The 17,531-nt window shown below is 69.3% G+C and carries 14 protein-coding genes and 3 pseudogenes; 4 read left to right on the top strand and 13 right to left on the bottom strand.

Annotated elements, in window-relative coordinates:
- Positions 1-847, top strand: a pseudogene (locus tag ACZ6CV_RS36560) (5-methyltetrahydropteroyltriglutamate--homocysteine S-methyltransferase); the annotation flags it as partial.
- Positions 848-991: 144 nt separating this feature from the next.
- Complete coding sequence (locus tag ACZ6CV_RS36555) at positions 992-1,393, top strand: hypothetical protein (protein WP_469256148.1); 402 nt, start codon at positions 992-994, stop codon at positions 1,391-1,393.
- 58 nt (positions 1,394-1,451) lie between these two features.
- On the opposite strand, the gene ACZ6CV_RS36550 is transcribed toward ACZ6CV_RS36555, so the two are convergent.
- The 3 genes from ACZ6CV_RS36550 to ACZ6CV_RS36540 form a co-directional block, all read right to left on the bottom strand.
- Positions 1,452-1,946: a DinB family protein gene (locus ACZ6CV_RS36550; protein WP_469256151.1), complete on the bottom strand. Its 495-nt coding sequence runs from the start codon at positions 1,944-1,946 to the stop codon at positions 1,452-1,454.
- A gap of 92 nt (positions 1,947-2,038) precedes the next feature.
- Positions 2,039-4,792: a discoidin domain-containing protein gene (locus ACZ6CV_RS36545; RefSeq protein ID WP_469256146.1), complete on the bottom strand. Its 2,754-nt coding sequence runs from the start codon at positions 4,790-4,792 to the stop codon at positions 2,039-2,041.
- A gap of 274 nt (positions 4,793-5,066) precedes the next feature.
- Entirely contained in the window at positions 5,067-5,945 is an 879-nt protein-coding gene (locus tag ACZ6CV_RS36540) for a DUF2382 domain-containing protein (RefSeq protein ID WP_469256145.1), read from the bottom strand.
- Between the two features lie 356 nt (positions 5,946-6,301).
- On the opposite strand from ACZ6CV_RS36540, the gene ACZ6CV_RS36535 reads away from it, so the two are divergent.
- Both ACZ6CV_RS36535 and ACZ6CV_RS36530 read left to right on the top strand, forming a co-directional pair.
- Positions 6,302-7,267 (top strand): pirin family protein, encoded by a 966-nt coding sequence (locus tag ACZ6CV_RS36535; protein WP_469256143.1) that lies wholly within the window; start codon positions 6,302-6,304, stop codon positions 7,265-7,267.
- Positions 7,268-7,757: 490 nt separating this feature from the next.
- Positions 7,758-8,180: pseudogene (locus tag ACZ6CV_RS36530) on the top strand (CdaR family protein); the annotation flags it as partial.
- Between the two features lie 478 nt (positions 8,181-8,658).
- On the opposite strand, the pseudogene ACZ6CV_RS36525 reads toward ACZ6CV_RS36530, so the two are convergent.
- From ACZ6CV_RS36525 to ACZ6CV_RS36480, 10 genes and pseudogenes are all read right to left on the bottom strand, one after another.
- Positions 8,659-8,913, bottom strand: a pseudogene (locus ACZ6CV_RS36525) (hypothetical protein); the annotation flags it as partial.
- Positions 8,914-9,141: 228 nt separating this feature from the next.
- On the bottom strand, positions 9,142-9,468 hold the full coding sequence (locus tag ACZ6CV_RS36520) for a MazG-like family protein (protein ID WP_469256141.1): 327 nt from the start codon (positions 9,466-9,468) through the stop codon (positions 9,142-9,144).
- An 11-nt stretch (positions 9,469-9,479) separates the two neighbouring features.
- Positions 9,480-10,793, bottom strand: a complete 1,314-nt coding sequence (locus ACZ6CV_RS36515; RefSeq protein WP_469256139.1) for an aldo/keto reductase — start codon at positions 10,791-10,793, stop codon at positions 9,480-9,482.
- Positions 10,790-11,398, bottom strand: coding sequence for a DEAD/DEAH box helicase family protein (locus ACZ6CV_RS36510; protein WP_469256137.1), 609 nt, complete (start codon positions 11,396-11,398; stop codon positions 10,790-10,792). The genes ACZ6CV_RS36515 and ACZ6CV_RS36510 overlap by 4 nt, the downstream gene beginning before the upstream one ends.
- The gene (locus tag ACZ6CV_RS36505) at positions 11,395-11,997 is read right to left on the bottom strand and encodes a 3'-5' exonuclease (protein ID WP_469256135.1); all 603 of its coding nucleotides are present in this window, start codon (positions 11,995-11,997) and stop codon (positions 11,395-11,397) included. Before ACZ6CV_RS36505 ends, ACZ6CV_RS36510 begins: the two co-directional genes overlap by 4 nt.
- Entirely contained in the window at positions 11,994-13,172 is a 1,179-nt protein-coding gene (locus ACZ6CV_RS36500; RefSeq protein WP_469256133.1) for a radical SAM protein, read from the bottom strand. Before ACZ6CV_RS36500 ends, ACZ6CV_RS36505 begins: the two co-directional genes overlap by 4 nt.
- Positions 13,173-13,190: 18 nt before the next feature.
- A complete protein-coding gene (locus tag ACZ6CV_RS36495) occupies positions 13,191-14,228 on the bottom strand; it encodes a nucleoside-diphosphate kinase (protein WP_469256131.1) in 1,038 nt (345 codons plus the stop codon).
- Positions 14,225-15,253, bottom strand: a complete 1,029-nt coding sequence (locus ACZ6CV_RS36490; protein WP_469256130.1) for a thymidylate synthase — start codon at positions 15,251-15,253, stop codon at positions 14,225-14,227. Before ACZ6CV_RS36490 ends, ACZ6CV_RS36495 begins: the two co-directional genes overlap by 4 nt.
- Positions 15,254-15,601: 348 nt before the next feature.
- Complete coding sequence (locus ACZ6CV_RS36485; RefSeq protein WP_469256128.1) at positions 15,602-16,051, bottom strand: response regulator transcription factor; 450 nt, start codon at positions 16,049-16,051, stop codon at positions 15,602-15,604.
- Positions 16,052-17,027: 976 nt separating this feature from the next.
- Entirely contained in the window at positions 17,028-17,480 is a 453-nt protein-coding gene (locus ACZ6CV_RS36480; RefSeq protein ID WP_469256126.1) for a DUF6302 family protein, read from the bottom strand.
- Positions 17,481-17,531: the final 51 nt, after the last annotated feature.

The following is a 17,531-nucleotide window of genomic DNA, read 5'->3' as shown; positions in this document are numbered from 1 at the left end:
CATCGACGTCCTGGTGCACGGCGAACCCGAGCGGAACGACATGGTGCAGTACTTCGCCGAACAGCTCACCGGCTACCTGGCCACCCGGCACGGCTGGGTCCAGTCCTACGGCACCCGGTACGTCCGCCCGCCGATCCTGGCCGGCGACATCTCCCGCCCCGAGCCGATGACGGTGCGCTGGACGACGTACGCCCAGTCCCTCACCTCCCGGCCGGTCAAGGGCATGCTCACGGGGCCGGTCACCATGCTCGCCTGGTCCTCCGTCCGCGACGACCAGTCCCTCGCCGACACCGCCCGCCAGGTCGCCCTCGCCCTGCGCGACGAGGTGACCGACCTGGAGGCGGCCGGCACCGCGGTCATCCAGGTCGACGAGCCCGCGCTGCGCGAGACCCTGCCGCTGCGCACCGCCGACCGCGCCGCGTACCTGGCGTGGGCCACCGAGGCGTTCCGGCTCACCACGAGCGGGGTGCGTCCGGACACGCAGATCCACACCCACATGTGCTACGCCGAGTTCGGCGACATCGTCCGGGCCATCGACGATCTCGACGCCGACGTCATCAGCCTGGAGGCGGCCCGCTCGCACATGGAGGTCGCCCGCGAACTCGCCGCCCACGGCTATCCGCGCGAGGCCGGGCCCGGCGTGTACGACATCCACTCCCCGCGCGTGCCGAGCGCCGGGGAGGCCGCGGCCCTCCTGCGCACGGGACTCGAGGCGATCCCCGCCGAGCGGCTGTGGGTCAACCCCGACTGCGGCCTGAAGACCCGCGGCTGGCCGGAGACCCGCTCGTCCCTGGAGAACCTGGTCGCGGCGGCCAGGACGGTCCGCGAGGAGCTGTCCGCGTCCTGACGGCCCGCATGGTCCGCCCGGCGGGGGGCTTGCCTTCGCCCCCCGCCACACGTCCCTTTCCCTTCCCGCTCTCTTCCGGGTTGCACTGTGCAAAGATGCGTTCCGTCGATCGCAGAGTCCGCGCCACCTACAAGGCCCACCGCCATGAAGCAAGCCCCCTCGCTCCTCTTCGTCCTGTACGTGGCCTGCACGGTGTGCAAGACCCGTGTCGCGCACCTGGAATTCACCCCGCCCGGCACGGATCCCGTCAGCCAGCCACGCTGGGACGCGGTGCGCCGAGCCGCCTACGCCACGTCGAGGAGCCCCACCCTCTGGTGGTTCACCGTGGAGAGCGAGGACCACACGAACGGCGTGGGTGAGAACATCTCCGCCGAAGACGCCGAGCGTTACCGAAGAGCCCTCCGCTATCCCCGCACTTTCGCGCGCGTCCAGACGGCCGGCCTCAAGGGCGACGCCGGTTTCTGCGCCGAGTGCGACGTCCCCTACTGCGCCCGGCACTGGCAGCGCGGCGACGAGACGATGTGCCCGCTTGGCCACTCTCGCTGAAGACTCCGCCTCCCGAGGGCGTGGCGGGTGCCCCGGCGCCGGAGCGACGGCACGGTGATCACCGACCGGGGTGATCGCCCGCGGCACCGTCGATGAGTTCGCGGACGATGTCCATGTGCCCCGCGTGCCGGGCGGTTTCCTCGATCATGTGGATCAGCACCCAGCGCATGGAGACCGTCTTGCCGTCCCAGGACGTCCCCAGGGCGTCGAGGTCCAGCTCATCGATGACCGCGTCCGCGGCGGCTCTGGCCCGCGCGTAGAACTCGACGATCTGAGCGGTCGTCTCGCCGGGGGCCGCCGCCATGTCGTCGTCGGTGAGGGGGTCGAACCAGAACGGCTCGGTCTCCCGGCCGAACGCCGTGCAGAACCATCCGTACTCGACGGCCGCCAGGTGCTTGACCAGGCCCAGCAGACTCGTCCCCGAGGGTGTCATCGGCCGCCGCAGCGCGGCGTCGTCCAGACCCTCCAGCTTCCACGAGACCACGTCACGGTGTCGGTCGAGGCTGACGTGCAGGCTCTCTTTTTCCCCGCCGGTGTACGGCACGCGCTTCATCATGCCCGGAACGTAACAGCCGGGTCTGACAACGCCACGAGGGCGAGCGGAGGGAGCGGCCCAGCTCCCTCCGCTCCCCCCACCGCTCGGCGTCAGTTCACCGTCAGTTCGGCGATTCCCGGATGCTTCTTCGCGTCCGCTTCGCCGCGCACCGTCACCCGTACGTACCGCGCGAGTCGTGTGTCGTCCGCCTTCGCCCGGTGCCAGTGGTGACCGTCCAGGGAGAGTTCCACGGTGTGGGCGGTGGGTTTTGTGTCGGTCCAGGTGGGGGTGACCTTCCTGACGTGGACGGGCTTTGCCAGGTCCGCCGTCAGCCGGCCGGTCGCGGCGTCCGGGACCCACCCCGTGGCCGTGTTGCCGTCGACGGCGGCGTTCGCGTACATGCCGGGCTGCTGAGAGGAGGCCGTGGCACGGGTGCAGCGGGCCGCGTTGGTGGTGGGGGTGAGGTCGGGGCGGCGGGTCTTGAGGACGACCGGGGTGTCCTTGCCGACGATCTGCTCGCCCTGCGGGGTGTCGAGCGTCATCGGCTCGCCACCCGTCAGACGCACGGTGGTGTGGTGTGCGCCGATCTCGATGTCGTACGTACGCCCCTGCCAGGTCAGCCCGCGGAGGTTGACGCCCTCGTGGAGTTGCGGGGGCAGCATCGGGTCGAGGCGCAGGCGGTCCTCACGCATCCGCAGACCGGTCAGTCCGTTGGTGAAGACCTGGAGGAAACCGCCCTTGCCGGTGAGGAAGTCGTGCGCGGGCGAACCCGCCAGAGGATCCTCGGCGCCCGCCTTGTCGCCGCGCGCCTCCGAGAACTGGGCGAAGGGGCCGCGTACGAACGGCTTGATGGAGCGTTCCAGATAGGTGTACGTGGAGCAGCCCGCCTCACCGATCCCGGCGGCGTCGATCGCGTGCACCGAGTCCGTCATGGCCGGGCCGTCCGGGTCGGTGCGCTGTGCGTAGTAGTCGAGGGTGCCGGCCGCGGCGCCCTCGGGCATCCGCCACTCCAGCGGGTACATCAGCAGGACCGTGTCGGCCTGCTTGATGGTGCTGCCCTTGTAGCCGTCGTACTGCTGGAAGACCTTGCGCTTCGCGTCGTACGGGATGCGGACGCGGTCGGCGATCGACGTCCAGGCGGCGGGGGCCCGCTCGCCGAGGAGCTCGGCGGCGCGGGTGGCGTGGCGCAGCGCGGTGACGGCGCCGGCGTTGGTGAACACCGCGTCGTCGACACCGTTGCTGTACTCGTCGGGTCCCGCCGTGTCCTTGATGGAGTAGCTGCCGTCCTTGTTGCGGCTGACGCGGTCCGCCCAGAACTCGGCGATGCCCTTCATGACCGGCCAGCCGCGCTCGCGCAGCCACTGGTCGTCCTTGGTGGCGAGGTAGTACTGCCAGGTGGCCAGGGAGATGTCGGACTGCAGGTGGATCTGGGTGCGGCAGTGCGGCGGGTCGACGCTGTGGCACTCCTTGGCCAGGTCGCCCGAACTTCCGCTGTTCCAGGGGTAGAAGAGCCCCTTGTAGCCGAGCTCTCGGGCGTTCGCGCGGGCCCCGGTGCGCGTCCGGTAGCGGTAGTCGACGACGGACTTGGCGAGTTCGGGGCGGGTGGCGAGCAGCCCCGGGTACATCCAGGTCTCGGCGTCCCAGAAGACGAGACCGGCGTAGTTGTCGCTGGTCAGCCCGGCCGGGGCGATGCTGTTCGCGGCGCCGGCGCGGGTGCTGGAGTACAGCCCGTACTGCGCGGACCGTACCCATGACTGCATGTCCCGCCGGCCGTGCACCTCGATGTCACTGCGCCACAGCCGCGCCCAGGCGGCGGTGTGGGAGCGCAGCAACCCCGCCCAGCCACGGTCGGCGGCGCGCCGCGAGGTGGCGGTGGCGTCCCGGCGCGGCGAGCGTGAGGTGAGGGCGGTGTCGACGCCCACGTACTTCGTGAAGTCGTACGACCGTCCGCGCTGGACCGGCAGGTCGAGGGACTGGCGGACCGTCAACTTCGCTGCGTCACCTGCCCTTTGGTGCTTTACGCCGTGGGTTCCGGCTTCGGCGCGGAGCGTGGAGGCCACGGCGCCGTCGACCTTCGTGCCGTCCGTACGGAAGGCGACGTCCATGCTCGTCCCGGCCGGTCGGCCACCACGACGCTCGGTGGTGCGGTCGCCGCCGCCGGTCTGCCGGATGCGCCGCGCGCCGCGGCCGTCCAACACGTCCGCAACGGTCGCCTTGCCGCTCCAGTGCGGCGTCATGCTCATGCGTACGGCGCCCGCGTGCGGGTGGGCGCGGTCGGCGAGCACCTCGTACACGAGGTCGGTGCGGCGGCCGTCGGCGGCGGTCCACGTCAGGGAGGTCCGGACGACGCCGCAGTGGAGGAAGAGTGTCTGCCGGTAGTGGGAGATGCGGCCGGACGGTGTCGAAGAGTTGAAGGTATCGCCGTGCGCGCCGCCGGTGCTGACATTGAGCGCGGACCAGGTGGGCAGCGCGGCGACGGCCTGACGGTCCTTCGCTGTCTGCTTGTTGTGCGCGTACAGGCCCGACACGAAGGAGCCGTCGTAGCGCGGGGTGAACAGCGGCCAGCCCGTCTTGATCTTGCTGTCGGCGTAGCCGGCGCCGTTGGGCGGTACGCGCTGGCCCAGGTAGCCGTTGCCGACGAAGGCGTCATGGGTCTCTGTGGCATCCGGGCTGGTGGTGCCGAGCGTCCAGCCGTCGCTCTTGCGGCAGTTCGTGTCCGTGGGGGTGGCGGCGGCCGGGCTCGCGGTGGCGATGTCCTGTGCCGCCTGCGAGGCCGCGGGCGGCACAGCGGCGACGAGCGCTCCGGCCAGGAGGACCGCGGTCAGTCGGGCGGCACGCGGCCGTGCGCCGAGGGAGTACGTCATTGTTCTCCGTCACTCTGGTTCGCCTGTGAGGGTCCAGGGACCATAAATTTCCTGAACGATCCACGTCAATAGATGCACAGTATCGATCAAGTCCCGAACACAAAGCAGCCCCCAGGTGGGCGAGCGGTCGGCATCCCGGCCCGCAGCACCCTGGGGAGAAAACACCCCGGGCATGGCAAAAAGGGAGGGAATACCCGTGCACGGGTATTCCCTCCCTGCGCCTTCAGCGGCCCGTCAGGGGGCGCTCAGCGCGGCGACGGCTCGGGCGTCGGCGTCAGTGGCTCGGACCCTGCTTCCGGTCGCGCCAGTTCTCGCCCTTCGCGTCACGGCCACGCTCGCCCTTGGCGCGGTCGTACTCGATCTGCTCCTTGCGCACCTGGTCGGAGACCTCACGGGTCTCGGTGACCTTCTCGGTCTCCAGGCGGACCCGCTCGACCGGCACCGCTTCCTTGCGTACCACCGGCTTCTCGGCGTGCAGGGTGACCTCGGCCTCTTCCTCGCCGATCCTGGCGCGCGTGCCGTCACCCTCGCGGATGGGCTCGCGGACGACGCGCACCTCCTCGTGCGAGACGGGCACGGACGTCGTCACGTCCTCGGTCACGACCACCTTGCGGAGCCGGGCCTGGCCGACGGTCTCCTCTTCGGTGCCGACGCGCAGCCGCTCCTCGGAGCGCACCATCTCGTCGCGCTTGCGGTCGCGGTCTTCGGCTCCGGCACGCGTCGCGAACTCGCGTCCGGCACCCGCGCCCGCACCGGCGCCGGCCATGTCGCCTCGCCCGCGACCGGTACCGGGCCGCATGCCGCCACCCATGCCACCGACGGCGTCCGCGGGGCGCTCGAGACCGTAGTGACGGTAGAGCTCGTGCTCCTGCTCCGGCTCGAGGTGCTGGTCGGCGTCCACGCGCGGGGCGTCCTTGACGGCTTCCTTGGTGGTCGCGACGTGCAGCTGGTCCTCCTGGCGACGGGCGCCGGCGAGCGGGACGAAGCTCTGCTTCATCCCGAAGAGACCGGTCTTGACGGTCACCCACTCGGGACGGCCGCTGCGGTCGTCGAGGTAGATCTGCTCGACACTGCCGATCTTTTCGCCGGTCTGGTCATAGGCCGTCAGGCCCGCAAGCCCGTCGGGATTGGTGAAGGCCTCGCCCTGCGTCATGGGTGATCACTCCCTTGGAGCGCGCGACGGGCAGAATCGACTCTCGCCACGGACGACGCACGCCTCCCCTCCATCGCGCGCCGACCCGCTGCACTCCGCAACCAGGAGAGTCACGGAACGTGTGCGGATCGCCCGGCGAGGGGCGTTCGGCGGCGCGGTTACGGCGATCGAGGCGATCTGGGCCGCTCCCCCGCCCGCTAGCCCATTCGGGTCACCCGGAGAGGGCACCTCGACCGGGGTTGGGGTGTCGGGCGGGATGGGCCGGGGCGGTACGGAGCGGAGCGGAACCGTAGCCGGACGGGTGAAGGCCGGGGACGCCTGCCGCTGGGGCACGCCCGCAGGCTAGGTTGAGCGGCATGAGCAACCTTGACCGTCAGGCGGTTCCCTCGCTGTGCGGCGGACGCGGATTCGTCGTCGCCGAACCCGTACGCGAGCTGCTGAGCCCCCGCCGCGTCCAGCTCGGCGCGTCGACCGAGGTCCGCCGGCTCCTCCCGAACCTCGGGCGTCGCATGATCGGGGCGTGGGCCTTCGTCGACCACTACGGCCCCGACGACATCGCCGACGAACCGGGGATGCAGGTGCCGCCGCATCCGCACATGGGGCTGCAGACGGTCAGCTGGCTGCATGACGGCGAGGTGCTGCACCGCGACTCCACAGGCAGCCTGCAGACGATCCGGCCGCGCGAGCTCGGCCTCATGACGTCGGGCCGGGCGATCTCGCACTCCGAGGAGTCACCGAAGTCGCACGCCCGCTTCCTGCACGGCGCCCAGCTGTGGGTGGCGCTGCCGGACGAACACCGGCACACGGAGCCGAAGTTCGAGCACCACGCCGACCTGCCGACGGTCACCGCCCCCGGCCTTGAGGCGACCGTGCTCCTCGGCGCCCTCGACGGCGCGGCGTCGCCCGGCTCCACGTACTCACCGATCGTCGGCGCCGACCTCGCCCTGACGGCGGGCACGGAGACCCGCCTGCCGCTCGTCCCCGACTTCGAGTACGGGGTCCTGTCGATGTCGGGCGAGGCGCACGTCGACGGTGTGCCCCTACTGCCGGGATCGATGCTCTACCTCGGCTGCGGACGCGACGAGTTGGCCTTGCGGGCGGTGTCCGACGCGGGCCTCATGCTCCTCGGCGGCGAACCCTTCGAGGAGGAATTGATCATGTGGTGGAACTTCGTTGCCCGCTCCCGGGACGAGATCGTACAGGCTCGCGAAGCCTGGATGAAGGGGTCTCGATTCGGCGAGGTGAAGGACTACGACGGGGCGCCTCTACCCGCACCGAAGCTGCCCGACCTCCCTCTCAAACCACGTGGAAGGACGCGCTGACCTGGGAAGAGACGGCCCGTCGGACCAAGAACCAACGAGGCTCCGACTGTTCACGCCATGCCGAAGGTATCGGTCGCCATGGACGCCAGAGCGCGTGCCTGAGCCCGTCCCGGGTGGGCTTGCAGGTTCCCAGGCTGTGAGCATCTGTAGGCAGCTTTGACTGGACGAATGCTGACCTGATGCTGACTTTCCTGACTGGCCGTCAAGTGCTGTCGGAGGTCGGGCCTCAACCTGGATGACGTGAAGCAGAGGAGAAAACGCACGCCCCCCTCGCGACTCTGGCTGCGCCGGAAGCCGATCACCCCAGGGACACAGTCTTGAGGGCGGGAGCACATCGGCCATTGTGGGAATCCGACATCGCTTGACGCAGTGACCGCCACTTCCGGCCCCGGGAGGCCACTTTCAGGCACGACGCCGGTATCGAGCGCGACCACGAAGTCGATCCCGATCCTCGCGGCCGCGCCTGCGACGCGGGCAGCGACTAGCCTGGAGCGTCCCGGCCGCCGCCGAGCAGGCCGTGGACGCTTTCGCCGAGGGCTATAAGCGCGCTCAGCGCGTGGCGATCCGGCAAGAGATCTCCGCGTGCCGGGAGTTCATCGACGATCTGCTCTACGGCCGCAGCGATCTCGGCCTGCTCGCCGGGCGGGCCGAACGCTTCGGACTACGGTTGTCCCATACACACGCGGTAGCCGTCGCCCACGGCGGGACGGCGTACGACGAGACCCGCGCCGTGCTACGTGAGGTCGAGAGCGCCCTGCTCGGTTGGTTCGGTGACCGCAACATTCTGCTGGCCGCCAAGGACGGCCGGCTCATCTGCATCGCCCCGGGTGACCAGAGTGAAATCTTGGCCTTCTTCGCTAAGCAGTCATACGCCGCCACGGAGGGCGGACAGATCGCCATCAGCCGCCCGAAGGGTAGTCGCCGACGTAGGCCACGACGGACACGAACCCTGGCTTGCATCCGTGCCGGTCCAATCACTCGCCGAACCCGGTAACTCGGCAGGTGCAGCGCCGTGGCACGCACCGACCTTACACGTCGAGCAGCTTGCCGCGGCTGGCGTCCAGCTCGTTATGCGTGCGGAGATCCGTGGCGAATGCCGACGCCATACTGAAGCCCTCCAAGCAGCAGTGTGTGCAGACCGCATATCTGCGCCGGTACTTGCTCAGCGGCAGCCCCGCAGCGGGCAGCGACCCGAGCGACCGGGCTCCAGAGAGAGCCTTTCCTCCATGAACTGGTGCGACTTCCCGCGAGCACGGATCGCTGTCAAGTGGGCCTTCCTCAGAGAATGTGCCAACGCATGCTCAGGTCTTCGTCTTCAAGGCCGTGTACGCGGCGCAGCACTTCGTGGACGCTTTCCGGAGCATGGTGCACTTTGCGCGCGTTCGTTGTGATCATGCGCAATTCGCGGAGGTCCCGCATGCAACGTCCACGCCGCGATCAACTATGGCCCGGAGCATGTCGCGTGCCCGTCGGTCCAGCTCGGTGACGTGGCGACCTCCGCGTTGTCGGACCGGTGAGAGATCGCTCTGGATGCGGACTACGACGTCATGCGTCCGGCCGAACTGGACACCCGCCATGGCGTCGAGCGCTTCGCTCCAGGTTGCGCATGCCTCATCGAGGTTCCCTCGCTGCACCTGGACGGCGCCGTGGTGTGTGGTGAGGCACCATGGCGTGGCGCGCGACGGACTGGGGTCAGCACAGTCTCGGTCCTCCTGGCGGCGCTACATCAGATCGTGGCCGTCCACGGCTGGCCGCGTTGTATGGACGCTGTTATGTCGTCAGGCGTTACACCGCAAGCCGATGGTGCTCTCGCCCCAGAGACGAGCAGCGGCTCCTACTTAAGGGCGAGGAGCCGCGAGGTCTGTCTCGTGGCGTTAGGGTTGCGGTGCCGGGGATAGGTCCCTGGCTGCGATCCGCGCCAGGTGATGAGCCAGTACGGACGGCGCCTCGGGGTTGAGCCGCAGCAGGGCGACCATGCCGGTCACGATGACGTCGCAGACTTCCGCCTCTACGTCCTCCCATGTGTGGCTGGATCCCTTGCGGGGGTTCTGCCCCATGGCGCCGATCACCGCCTCGGCTACCTCTCCTGTCTCCTCCTGGATCTTGAGCAGTTGGAGGAGGAGCCGCTGCTCGCGCGGCAGTTTGGAGTGCTCTTCGAGACGGTTTACCAGGCCCTCGATCGTCGGCCACGGATCAAGCATGTGAGTCCTCGCTATCTGTAGGGCGGGGCATCTTGGGATCGCACGTCCTCGATGCGCGATATCTGCCCATCCCGCAGGTGGAGCACCGCTCCGATCTCCGCGGCTTGGAGGCCGAGGAACGCCCTCAACTTCCCTTTGCGTGCGAGGGAGGAGAGCGCATGTCGTTTGGGCAGCACGAGCATGTCCGCGCGCGGGTCGCGGTAGACCAGTGCGCATGCCTCGCGTGGGGTCAGCGGCTCTGTGATGACGACGTAGGTGATGACCCTTCTGCGCCGCATCTGTACTTCGTCCACCACGACTCGCCGTTGGATGGGGAGTTCGTCCGCCAGTCCGGTGAGTACGGCCTGCCCGGCGGCCTCGGGGCTCTGGCCGTTCTCGACAGCCCCCGTCGGCAGGGCAATCGTGCCGTCTTGGAACCAAGGAAGCACGAGGTCGGAGTTGCCTACGAGGGCAAGCACGGAGACGCCGATGATCGGCGGCCGCCAGTTCTCATACGGCGCCCGGCGCCGCGCTGATGGGGCGGCGAACGGTGCGATTGCCGTCACGGGAATTCGCCCCCCAGCCACTGCCTGGACTATGGCGTTGAGGTGGTGCGGGTTCCCGGTCCCGGGGATGGACGCGGTGTGCGGTCCGCGGGCGAGCAGCCAGGACAGTGCGGACCTCAGCCCGTGTCCCATCGTTGCGGCGCCGGCGTCGAGCGGCCGGTAGGGGACGTACGGGATCTCATGGGCGAGGCAGAGTTCCAGGATGGGGTCGTATCGATCGTTGATGTTGAGGACGTTCTGCACGGCGCCGATGGGGACTTCCTTCTGGGCGAGAAGGAGGTCTTCGGGGGTGACCTTGGAGACGCCGATGGAGCCGATCTTGCCCTCGTCGCGGAGCCCGGCCAGGGTGCCGAGCTGGTCGGCGAGGGACACCGCTGGGTCGATGCGGTGCAGGTAGCACAGCTCCAAGCGCTCGACGTTCAGGCGGCGCAGGCTCGCTTCGATGCTGGCGCGCAGGTACACGGGGTGGCCGTGCGGCGCCCACATGCCGGCGGCGGGGCGGACGAAGCCGACCTTGGAGGCAATGAGGAGTTGGCCGGGGTAGGGGTAGAGAGCGTCCTTGATCAGGTGCTCGACGGTGTGAGGACCGTAGGCGTCAGCGGTGTCGATGTGAGTGATGCCGTGGGTGTGGACGGCCTGACGCAGGACCGTGAGGGCTTGATCGCGGTCGACGGGGTCCCCCCAGGTGCCGGGGCAGGTCAGGCGCATGGTCCCGAGCCCGAGGCGGGGGACAGTTCTCCCGACGATCTCGATGCTGCCGCCGGGCGGGCTGGTGGTCATACCGGCGCCTCCGTGCAGCAGAGCCGAAGGGCGAGTTCGATGGCGTGGGCCTGGTTGCCGTCGCTGCTGGTGACGCGGGTGTGCGGCAGGTGTTCCTCGCGCAGGAGCGCATGGGTGTGCTTCTCGACCAACCGCCGGTATCGGTCGTCGTAGTCGTGCTTGGGCCGGACCGGCACGTCGGGGTCGAGGATGGTGGCGAGCAGAAGGTCGTAGGGGATGTTGGCGGCGGCGAGCCGGTGCAGGGCCTCACGGTCGGTGCGCGCGATGGGTTGGCCGCGCCACTCCACGGCAGCCCGGTGGTAGGCGAGCGCGTCCCAGCAGGCGCGGTCCGCGAGGACGACGCGCGTGGGGGCGGTGGTGTCCAGGCTCGCGGAGGCGGCGACCTCGTCGGCGATGCCGCGGGCGAGGACCCAGCGGGTGGACTCCACCGTGTGGTGCTGCATCTTGGGCAGGGGAACGCAGGCGGCACGGCGGCCTAGACCGCCGGTGCGCGCGACGGGGATGTCCCGGCTGCGCAGTTCCATCTCGATGCGGCGCATCAGCAGTGTTTTGCCGGTGGAGTGGGTACCCATCACGCCGATGCGGATGAGGTTCGGTTGCGTCACCACAGGGTGGGCTCCTGTTCGGGTTCGGGAGCGCCGGGCAGGCCGGGTGGGACGGCAGCGGCCACGAGCTGTTCCCAGCTCTCGTACCGCGCGGCCATCGTGATGAGGAGCTGGGCGGTCGCGTAGGCGTCAAAGGTGGCGCGGTGGCGCTGCCCGGGTGCCTGGCTCAGGTCCGGCGTCATGTATTTGATCAAGGCGTCGAGGGTGTACTTGGGCAGGTCCGGGTAGGTGGCCTTGGCCAGTCGGAGGGTGTCGATGACCCCGGCCGGCTGCCACTGCGGCAGGTGTGCGGACAGGACGCGGTAGTCGACGTGCGCGTTGTGGGCGGCGATCCATGCCGTGCCGAGCAGTTCGTGGACTGCGCTGCCGATCTCCTCCCAGCCCGGTTGATCGGCGAGGACCTGGTTGGTGAGGCCGTGCACGCGGGCGGCGAACGGCGTGACGGGCCGCTTCGGCTTGGTCAGCCACGCGCCGGCGGTGCTCTTGTCGGGCTGTCCCTCGCGCACGGGGAGCGCGGCTACCTCGACCAGGTCGGGCGGGTTGGTGCCGTTGCCCTCGACATCGACAACGAACAGCGCGGGCCAGGAGGAGAAGTTCATGCGGTCTGTGTTCCGTCCTCCGCCTTCCAGCCGATGTCGGCGCGGCCGTGCTGGCGGTAGTGGTGGGGCTTGGCTCGGTCGTGGCACTGGTAGCCGAACCCGTGCTGGAGGTAGTAGCGCGGCGGCTCGTCCAGTCCCTCAACGACGATGGCACGCTCAGTGACATCGATCGGGCCGGTCGCGCCGAGTCCGCGGGCCTCCTGCGTGACGGCGTTCGCGTCCGGCCGGACCCAGGCCGCCTTGCACTTCGCGATCTGTTCCGGAGGGCAGATGTCGCACAGTTCACGGATGCCGTAGTGACCGTTGTAGTCAGCTTCCCCGTGCGCGTACGCGACACCGCAGGAGGTCTTGCGGAACAGCGCTCCCCACGAGGTGTCCTCCTCGAAGGCGCCGAGTATCCGCTGCTCGGCGGCCTCGGGCATGATCTTGCGCCGGGCGGTGTCCTCGTAGGGCATTTCCAGACCGTGGGCCTCGTAGTACGCGGCGATCTCCTGGCGGAAGAACAGGCCGGTGAAGACGGTGGCGTGCGCGTACTGGGAAAGCTCCTTGGCACGGGCAATGTCAGCCGCGGAGTCGTTCAGGCCCGGCACGATGGGACGCCAGTACAGGACGGTGCGGTACCGCTCGGCGTTCTCGTAGAGGGTGCGCAGGCTCGCGGCGGCGATGTTGCTGTCCACCGGCTCTATCCGGTTGTCCTGGATGTGCGAGTGGGTCACCAGCACCGTCAGCCGCAGGTTGGTGAAGCTGTTGAGGAGGGCGCAGTCGTCGGCGTCGACGCGCCACCGGGTGATGATCAGGACATGGTTGGTCAGCCCCTGCTCGTCGAGCTGGCGCAGCACGTTGAACACGTGGAGTTTTACGGCGGGCAGCATCGGGTCCGTGGCCCGGTTCAGGAGCTGGATCGGGGTCTGGTGCGGGCGGAAGTAGCGGTGCCCGACGAGGCGGCGTACGGCGTCCTCGTCACTCATCAGCCGGCGGGGGACCTTCATGTCGAAGTTCTGGAAGAGGTGGCGCACGCAGTACCCGCAGTCGAGCGGGCAGCCGACGATCCAGTTCAGCGAGAGTCCCGACTTGCGGTACTCGATCACGTCGGCGAGTTCCTGCTTCAGACCACCGACCGTCTCGGGGGTGAGGATCGGCAGTGCGCGACGGGCTCCGATGGTGGGAGTGCTCATCAGGGTCTCCAGGTGGGGTCAGGCGTCTGCGGGCGTGCCCTGTGTCGGCAGTTTCGGAGAGAGGAGGTCGCGGCGGCCGGCGCCGTACCAGGTGCCGAAGTCGCGCCGCGCGGCGTCCGCGTCGTCGGAGGTGTGGACGAGGTTGTGCACCAGGCGCTTCTCGGCGAGCGCTGCGCGGAGGCTGTCGTCGCCGAGGTCGCCGCGGATCGTGCCGGGCGCGGCCTTGGTGGGGTCGAAGTGGCCGAGAAGGTCGCGGAGCTTGGTGTGCACGCCCGGCTCTCCGTAGGCGAGCGCAACGGTGACCCGGCGGAAGGCGTACTCCTGGTCCAGGCAGGCCGGGATGTTGCGGTCGGGGTACCAGTCGCGGTCCACCAGGAGATCCCAGTAGTGGACGTGAGCCTGCCACGGCTGGGCGGTCACCTCATGCCGGTTGACGATGGTGACACCGGCCGCGGAGATGCGCTTCAAGACGGCATCGGCCAAGCCGCGTTCGACGGCGTCGGGCTTGCACAGGATGACCGAGCACCGGTTGAAGTCGGAGACCGCCAGTGCTCGGCCGGGGCCGTACCAGGTGCCGAAGTCGCGCCGCGCGGCGTCCGCGTCGTCGGAGGTGTGGACGAGGTTGCGCACCAGGCGCTTCTCGGCGCGCGCTACGGAGAGGCTGTCGTCGCCGAGGTCGCCGCGGACCGTGCCGGGCACGGCCATGGTGGGGTCGGTGTGGCCGATCAGACACCGAAGGCGGGCATGGACGTCCGGCCCTCCGTGCGCGAGCGCCACCGTGACGGTCCTCCCGGCGTAGGCATCGTGGAGCCGCCTGGGCACGTCGGCGGGAAGCCGCCCGGGGTTGGCCAGCAGGTCCCGGTAGGCGACGTGGGCTTGCCACGCCTCGGCGACCAGGTCCGTACGAGCCTGCACGGCGATCCCCGCGAGCTCGATGCGCTCCAGGACGATGTCGACCAGGCCGCGTTCGACGGCGTCGGGCTTGCACAGGATGACGGCCCAGCGCGTGAAGTCGACGCCCTCGACCACGTCACCGGACGGCGGCTTGCGGCTCATCGGTTACTCACCTCTGCCGCTGCCGCGCACGAGGCCCACTTGCGTCCCACGAGCCAGCGCAGGCCCGGCAGGAGCGCATCCAGCACGTCACGGCTGACCGTGTCGGTCCCGTCGTGCTGGATCTGCCGGTACAGCTCGAACAGCAACAGCACCTGCTGCCAGTACGCCTCGAAGCCAAGGTGCCTGATCTCATCAGCGCTGTACCGCGCCGTGTTGGTGCGCAGCAGCTCTTCGTGCTCCAAGACCCGCCGGATGGTGTCAGGCCCGGTCGCCTGCGGCATCACCGGGAAGGCGAACTGTGGGCGAGTGCGACGCAGCTCCGCCTCGTTCAGCACCCTCTTGACACGTTCGACGTTGCACTCGTTGACGTGCGCGGAGCCGATCGTGTGGGTGTAGTGGCCCAGGCGCACGCCGAGTTGGACGGCGGCGAACTCCTGGATCATCGTGAAGGAGAACACATCGGACAGCAGCCCGCAGTCGAGGTCGTTGGCGCGCATGTTGCACACCATGTGCAGGTATCCCTCCCGCACGAACAGGTGCAGGCCGGCCAGGCACGCCATGTCCCGGTTGTCGGCGGTGGCGTGCTCGGAGGCCGAGAAGACCGGGAGGTAGCCGCGCTTGCTGTCGGCCTCGGTGCGCAGCAGCTCCAGGACCCGGTCGAACGGCGGCACCGTGTCGCCGGCAGCGGGGTTGAAGAGGGCGTCTCCGTAGGCGGAGCCACCGAGATTGACTCCGTCGGGAGAGCTGGAGCGCATCGACGGCGCGTAGTAGCCGATCATCGCCAGGTCCCGGCGGCCGGCCAGATACCAGAGCGCTTCGGCGAAGTGGAAGACCGGGTTGGCCTTTCGCGCGGCGATGTAGGGCAGCCTCTGGCGCGGGTTGGGCAGCTGGAACGCGACGCCGATGACCTCGCGAGCAGCGTTCCCCCGAGCCTCGATGCGGTGCTCGGGGCTCTCGCAGGCCAGACGCAGCAGGTCGACGTATGCGCCCTCGACGGTGCGGTAGGTCGGTGCAGTGAGCATCATCTTTCCAATCCGGTGGAGGAGAGGTGACGTACGGCTTGGACACGCCCGAGTGGTGGTGCCCACCCCCCGCCCTGTGCTGTGGGCAGGAGCGCCAGACAGCAGGGAGACGGGCGGGTTAGGCAGTGGCGCCGTTCGAGGACACCACCAGGGAGGCAAGCACGGGGTGTGGGAGGGGTGATGGGAGGTGGCCGACCGCCGCCTCGCACCCCTGAAGGGCGGCGGTCGGGGCGCTCGCGCATCTAACCGGGTTGCGAGAGCGCCTCTTCCTCCCCACGGTGTGGTCTCGGGCCGCTCCCGCACGGGGGCACGGTGGGCACGAGACCGGAAGGAAGCCCAGTCTGGGAAGCGTCAGGCCCCTACGGTGCCGCTGGCCGGCGCCGCAGTCTGCAACAGGCCGTACTGACGGGCCCTGGTCACCACGTGGGGCCGTGTCCGAGCATTGAGGGTCTCCTTCAACTGGCGGAGATGCAAGGTGACGTGTCCGAGCGACATCCGAGTCTCGGTGGCCATCACCCGCTTCCTCGTGTTCAGCGCAAGCAGCCGGATCAGCCGCTGCTGCTCGGGCGGCAAGTCGACCGTGCCGCTTTCACGAGCAGGGGGCTGGAGCAGTCCCAAGTCGTAGGAGCGAGACACGAGTGAAACCTGTCCCCCGGCGCCCACCTTCTTCTTCGCCGTGCCTATGTAGTGCCGGACCGTGTTCGGTGATCGCTCCAGGCGACATGCGATCTCACGGTCGGTTTTGCCCTCGGCGAGCTCTTGTACCACCTGTCTCTCGCGGTGGGTGAACGAGACGGTCATGACGGCGGTCACCTCTGTCCTCTCTCTTGCGATGCTGGATGAAGGGCCGCTCAACGAGCTGGGTGTGTGCTCTCCGGCTCACCGAGCGGCTGTCTTGGGCGGGCTGGCGCTGTTACAGGTCGTCGAGGCTGACCACCGTGAACGCCCGCAGGGCGCACGAGTTGCTCGGCCACCATCCAGTCCAGGTCGGCGTGGCCGTAGGGCACCGGCGGCGCCGTCGCACGCCAAGACCTGGATGGCGCGATCAGCCGTGTACTGATAAGGCGTGCCGATGACGCCGTACAGGGGCGCGCTCTGCGTGAGCAGTGCGACGTACCCGTGCTGGGCGAGGTGGGGGAACCTCTGCGGCGCCGTTCGAGGCAGAATGGCGGCTGGGCTGTGCGGATCGCGGCGCTGGGCTCGTGCCCGCACTCCTCGGTGGAGTGAAGGAACAGCAGCCGGCCGTCGGGCATCGCTGCGGGCTTGCCGCAGACCTGGCACAGCAGCTTCGACATCGTCTCGCGCAACCGGACCGGGTCGATCATCTTCCAGGGCGGCGCACCGGTCAGCAGCCCGTGCTCGTCGAACGACTACGAGACCCGTGCCCACAGGACACCCTGTGCGTCTCGGTCCTTCCACCTTTCGTCCGCACGGCTGATGCGGTTGCTCCCGGCGCTGCTGAAGGAAGCGCGTAAGGCGAGGAAGGACTCGTCCACCTCGCCCTCGCGGCCCGTGATGTACGGGATCGTCGCCCGCGGCCGCGAGGGTACTGCCCCCATTACTGTTTCTGCCTTGCGGTCCAGCCGGTGCGACAGGGCCAACCTCTCGGCGACTAGCAGGATGCCGGAGCTGCCGGGCGGGCGCGCGCCGCCGCGCGAAGCGCAGCCGTGGGCGCAATTCCCGGGGGCGGCCGCTGCCGGCGTCGTGGTCGGCGGCGTCGAAGTCGGCGCTGGGGGGCTTGTACACAGACATGCGGTGCTGTTCCTTTCGGGCATGCTCAGACAACGGGCCGCTCGGGGAAGGTCACCGAGCAGGAGGCCGGGGACGTGGTCGGCGCCCGGGTGTGCTGGGCCGCCGTGTACTGGTCGATGGCGCCTTCGCTGTAGCCGTAGAAGCGGCCCAAATCCGCATCGTTGTGGCCCGGCCGGAGGGATGGGGGGTGCGCGCCCCACTCCACGACGTAGCCGTCGTCCGGGTGGGCTGACCACCGCACCCGCGGGAGAGGAAAGCCGGGCTGTCCGCGCAGCGCGTTTCGGACAGCGAGCCCGAAGCACAGGCAGGGCACGGGGTAGTAGCCACCGCGGCGGCTACCTCCGATGGGAACAGCCAGCAGCGGCATGCGGACCATGCAGACCGCCAGGCTCTCCTCCACCAGCTCCGGCTCAGCGAGTCGTTGCGCGTAGTACGTGAAGTCGTATGCTTCGCGCGCCTCCATCAGAACCGCGGTCACGGGCGGATGGTCCTTGGCGTCGGGCGTATGCATCATTCGGTGTCCCGGAGG

The organism is Streptomyces sp. NPDC041713, assembly GCF_055591085.1.
Note: the sequence above shows the minus strand (reverse complement) of the source record. Positions and strands in the feature narration are given on the sequence as shown.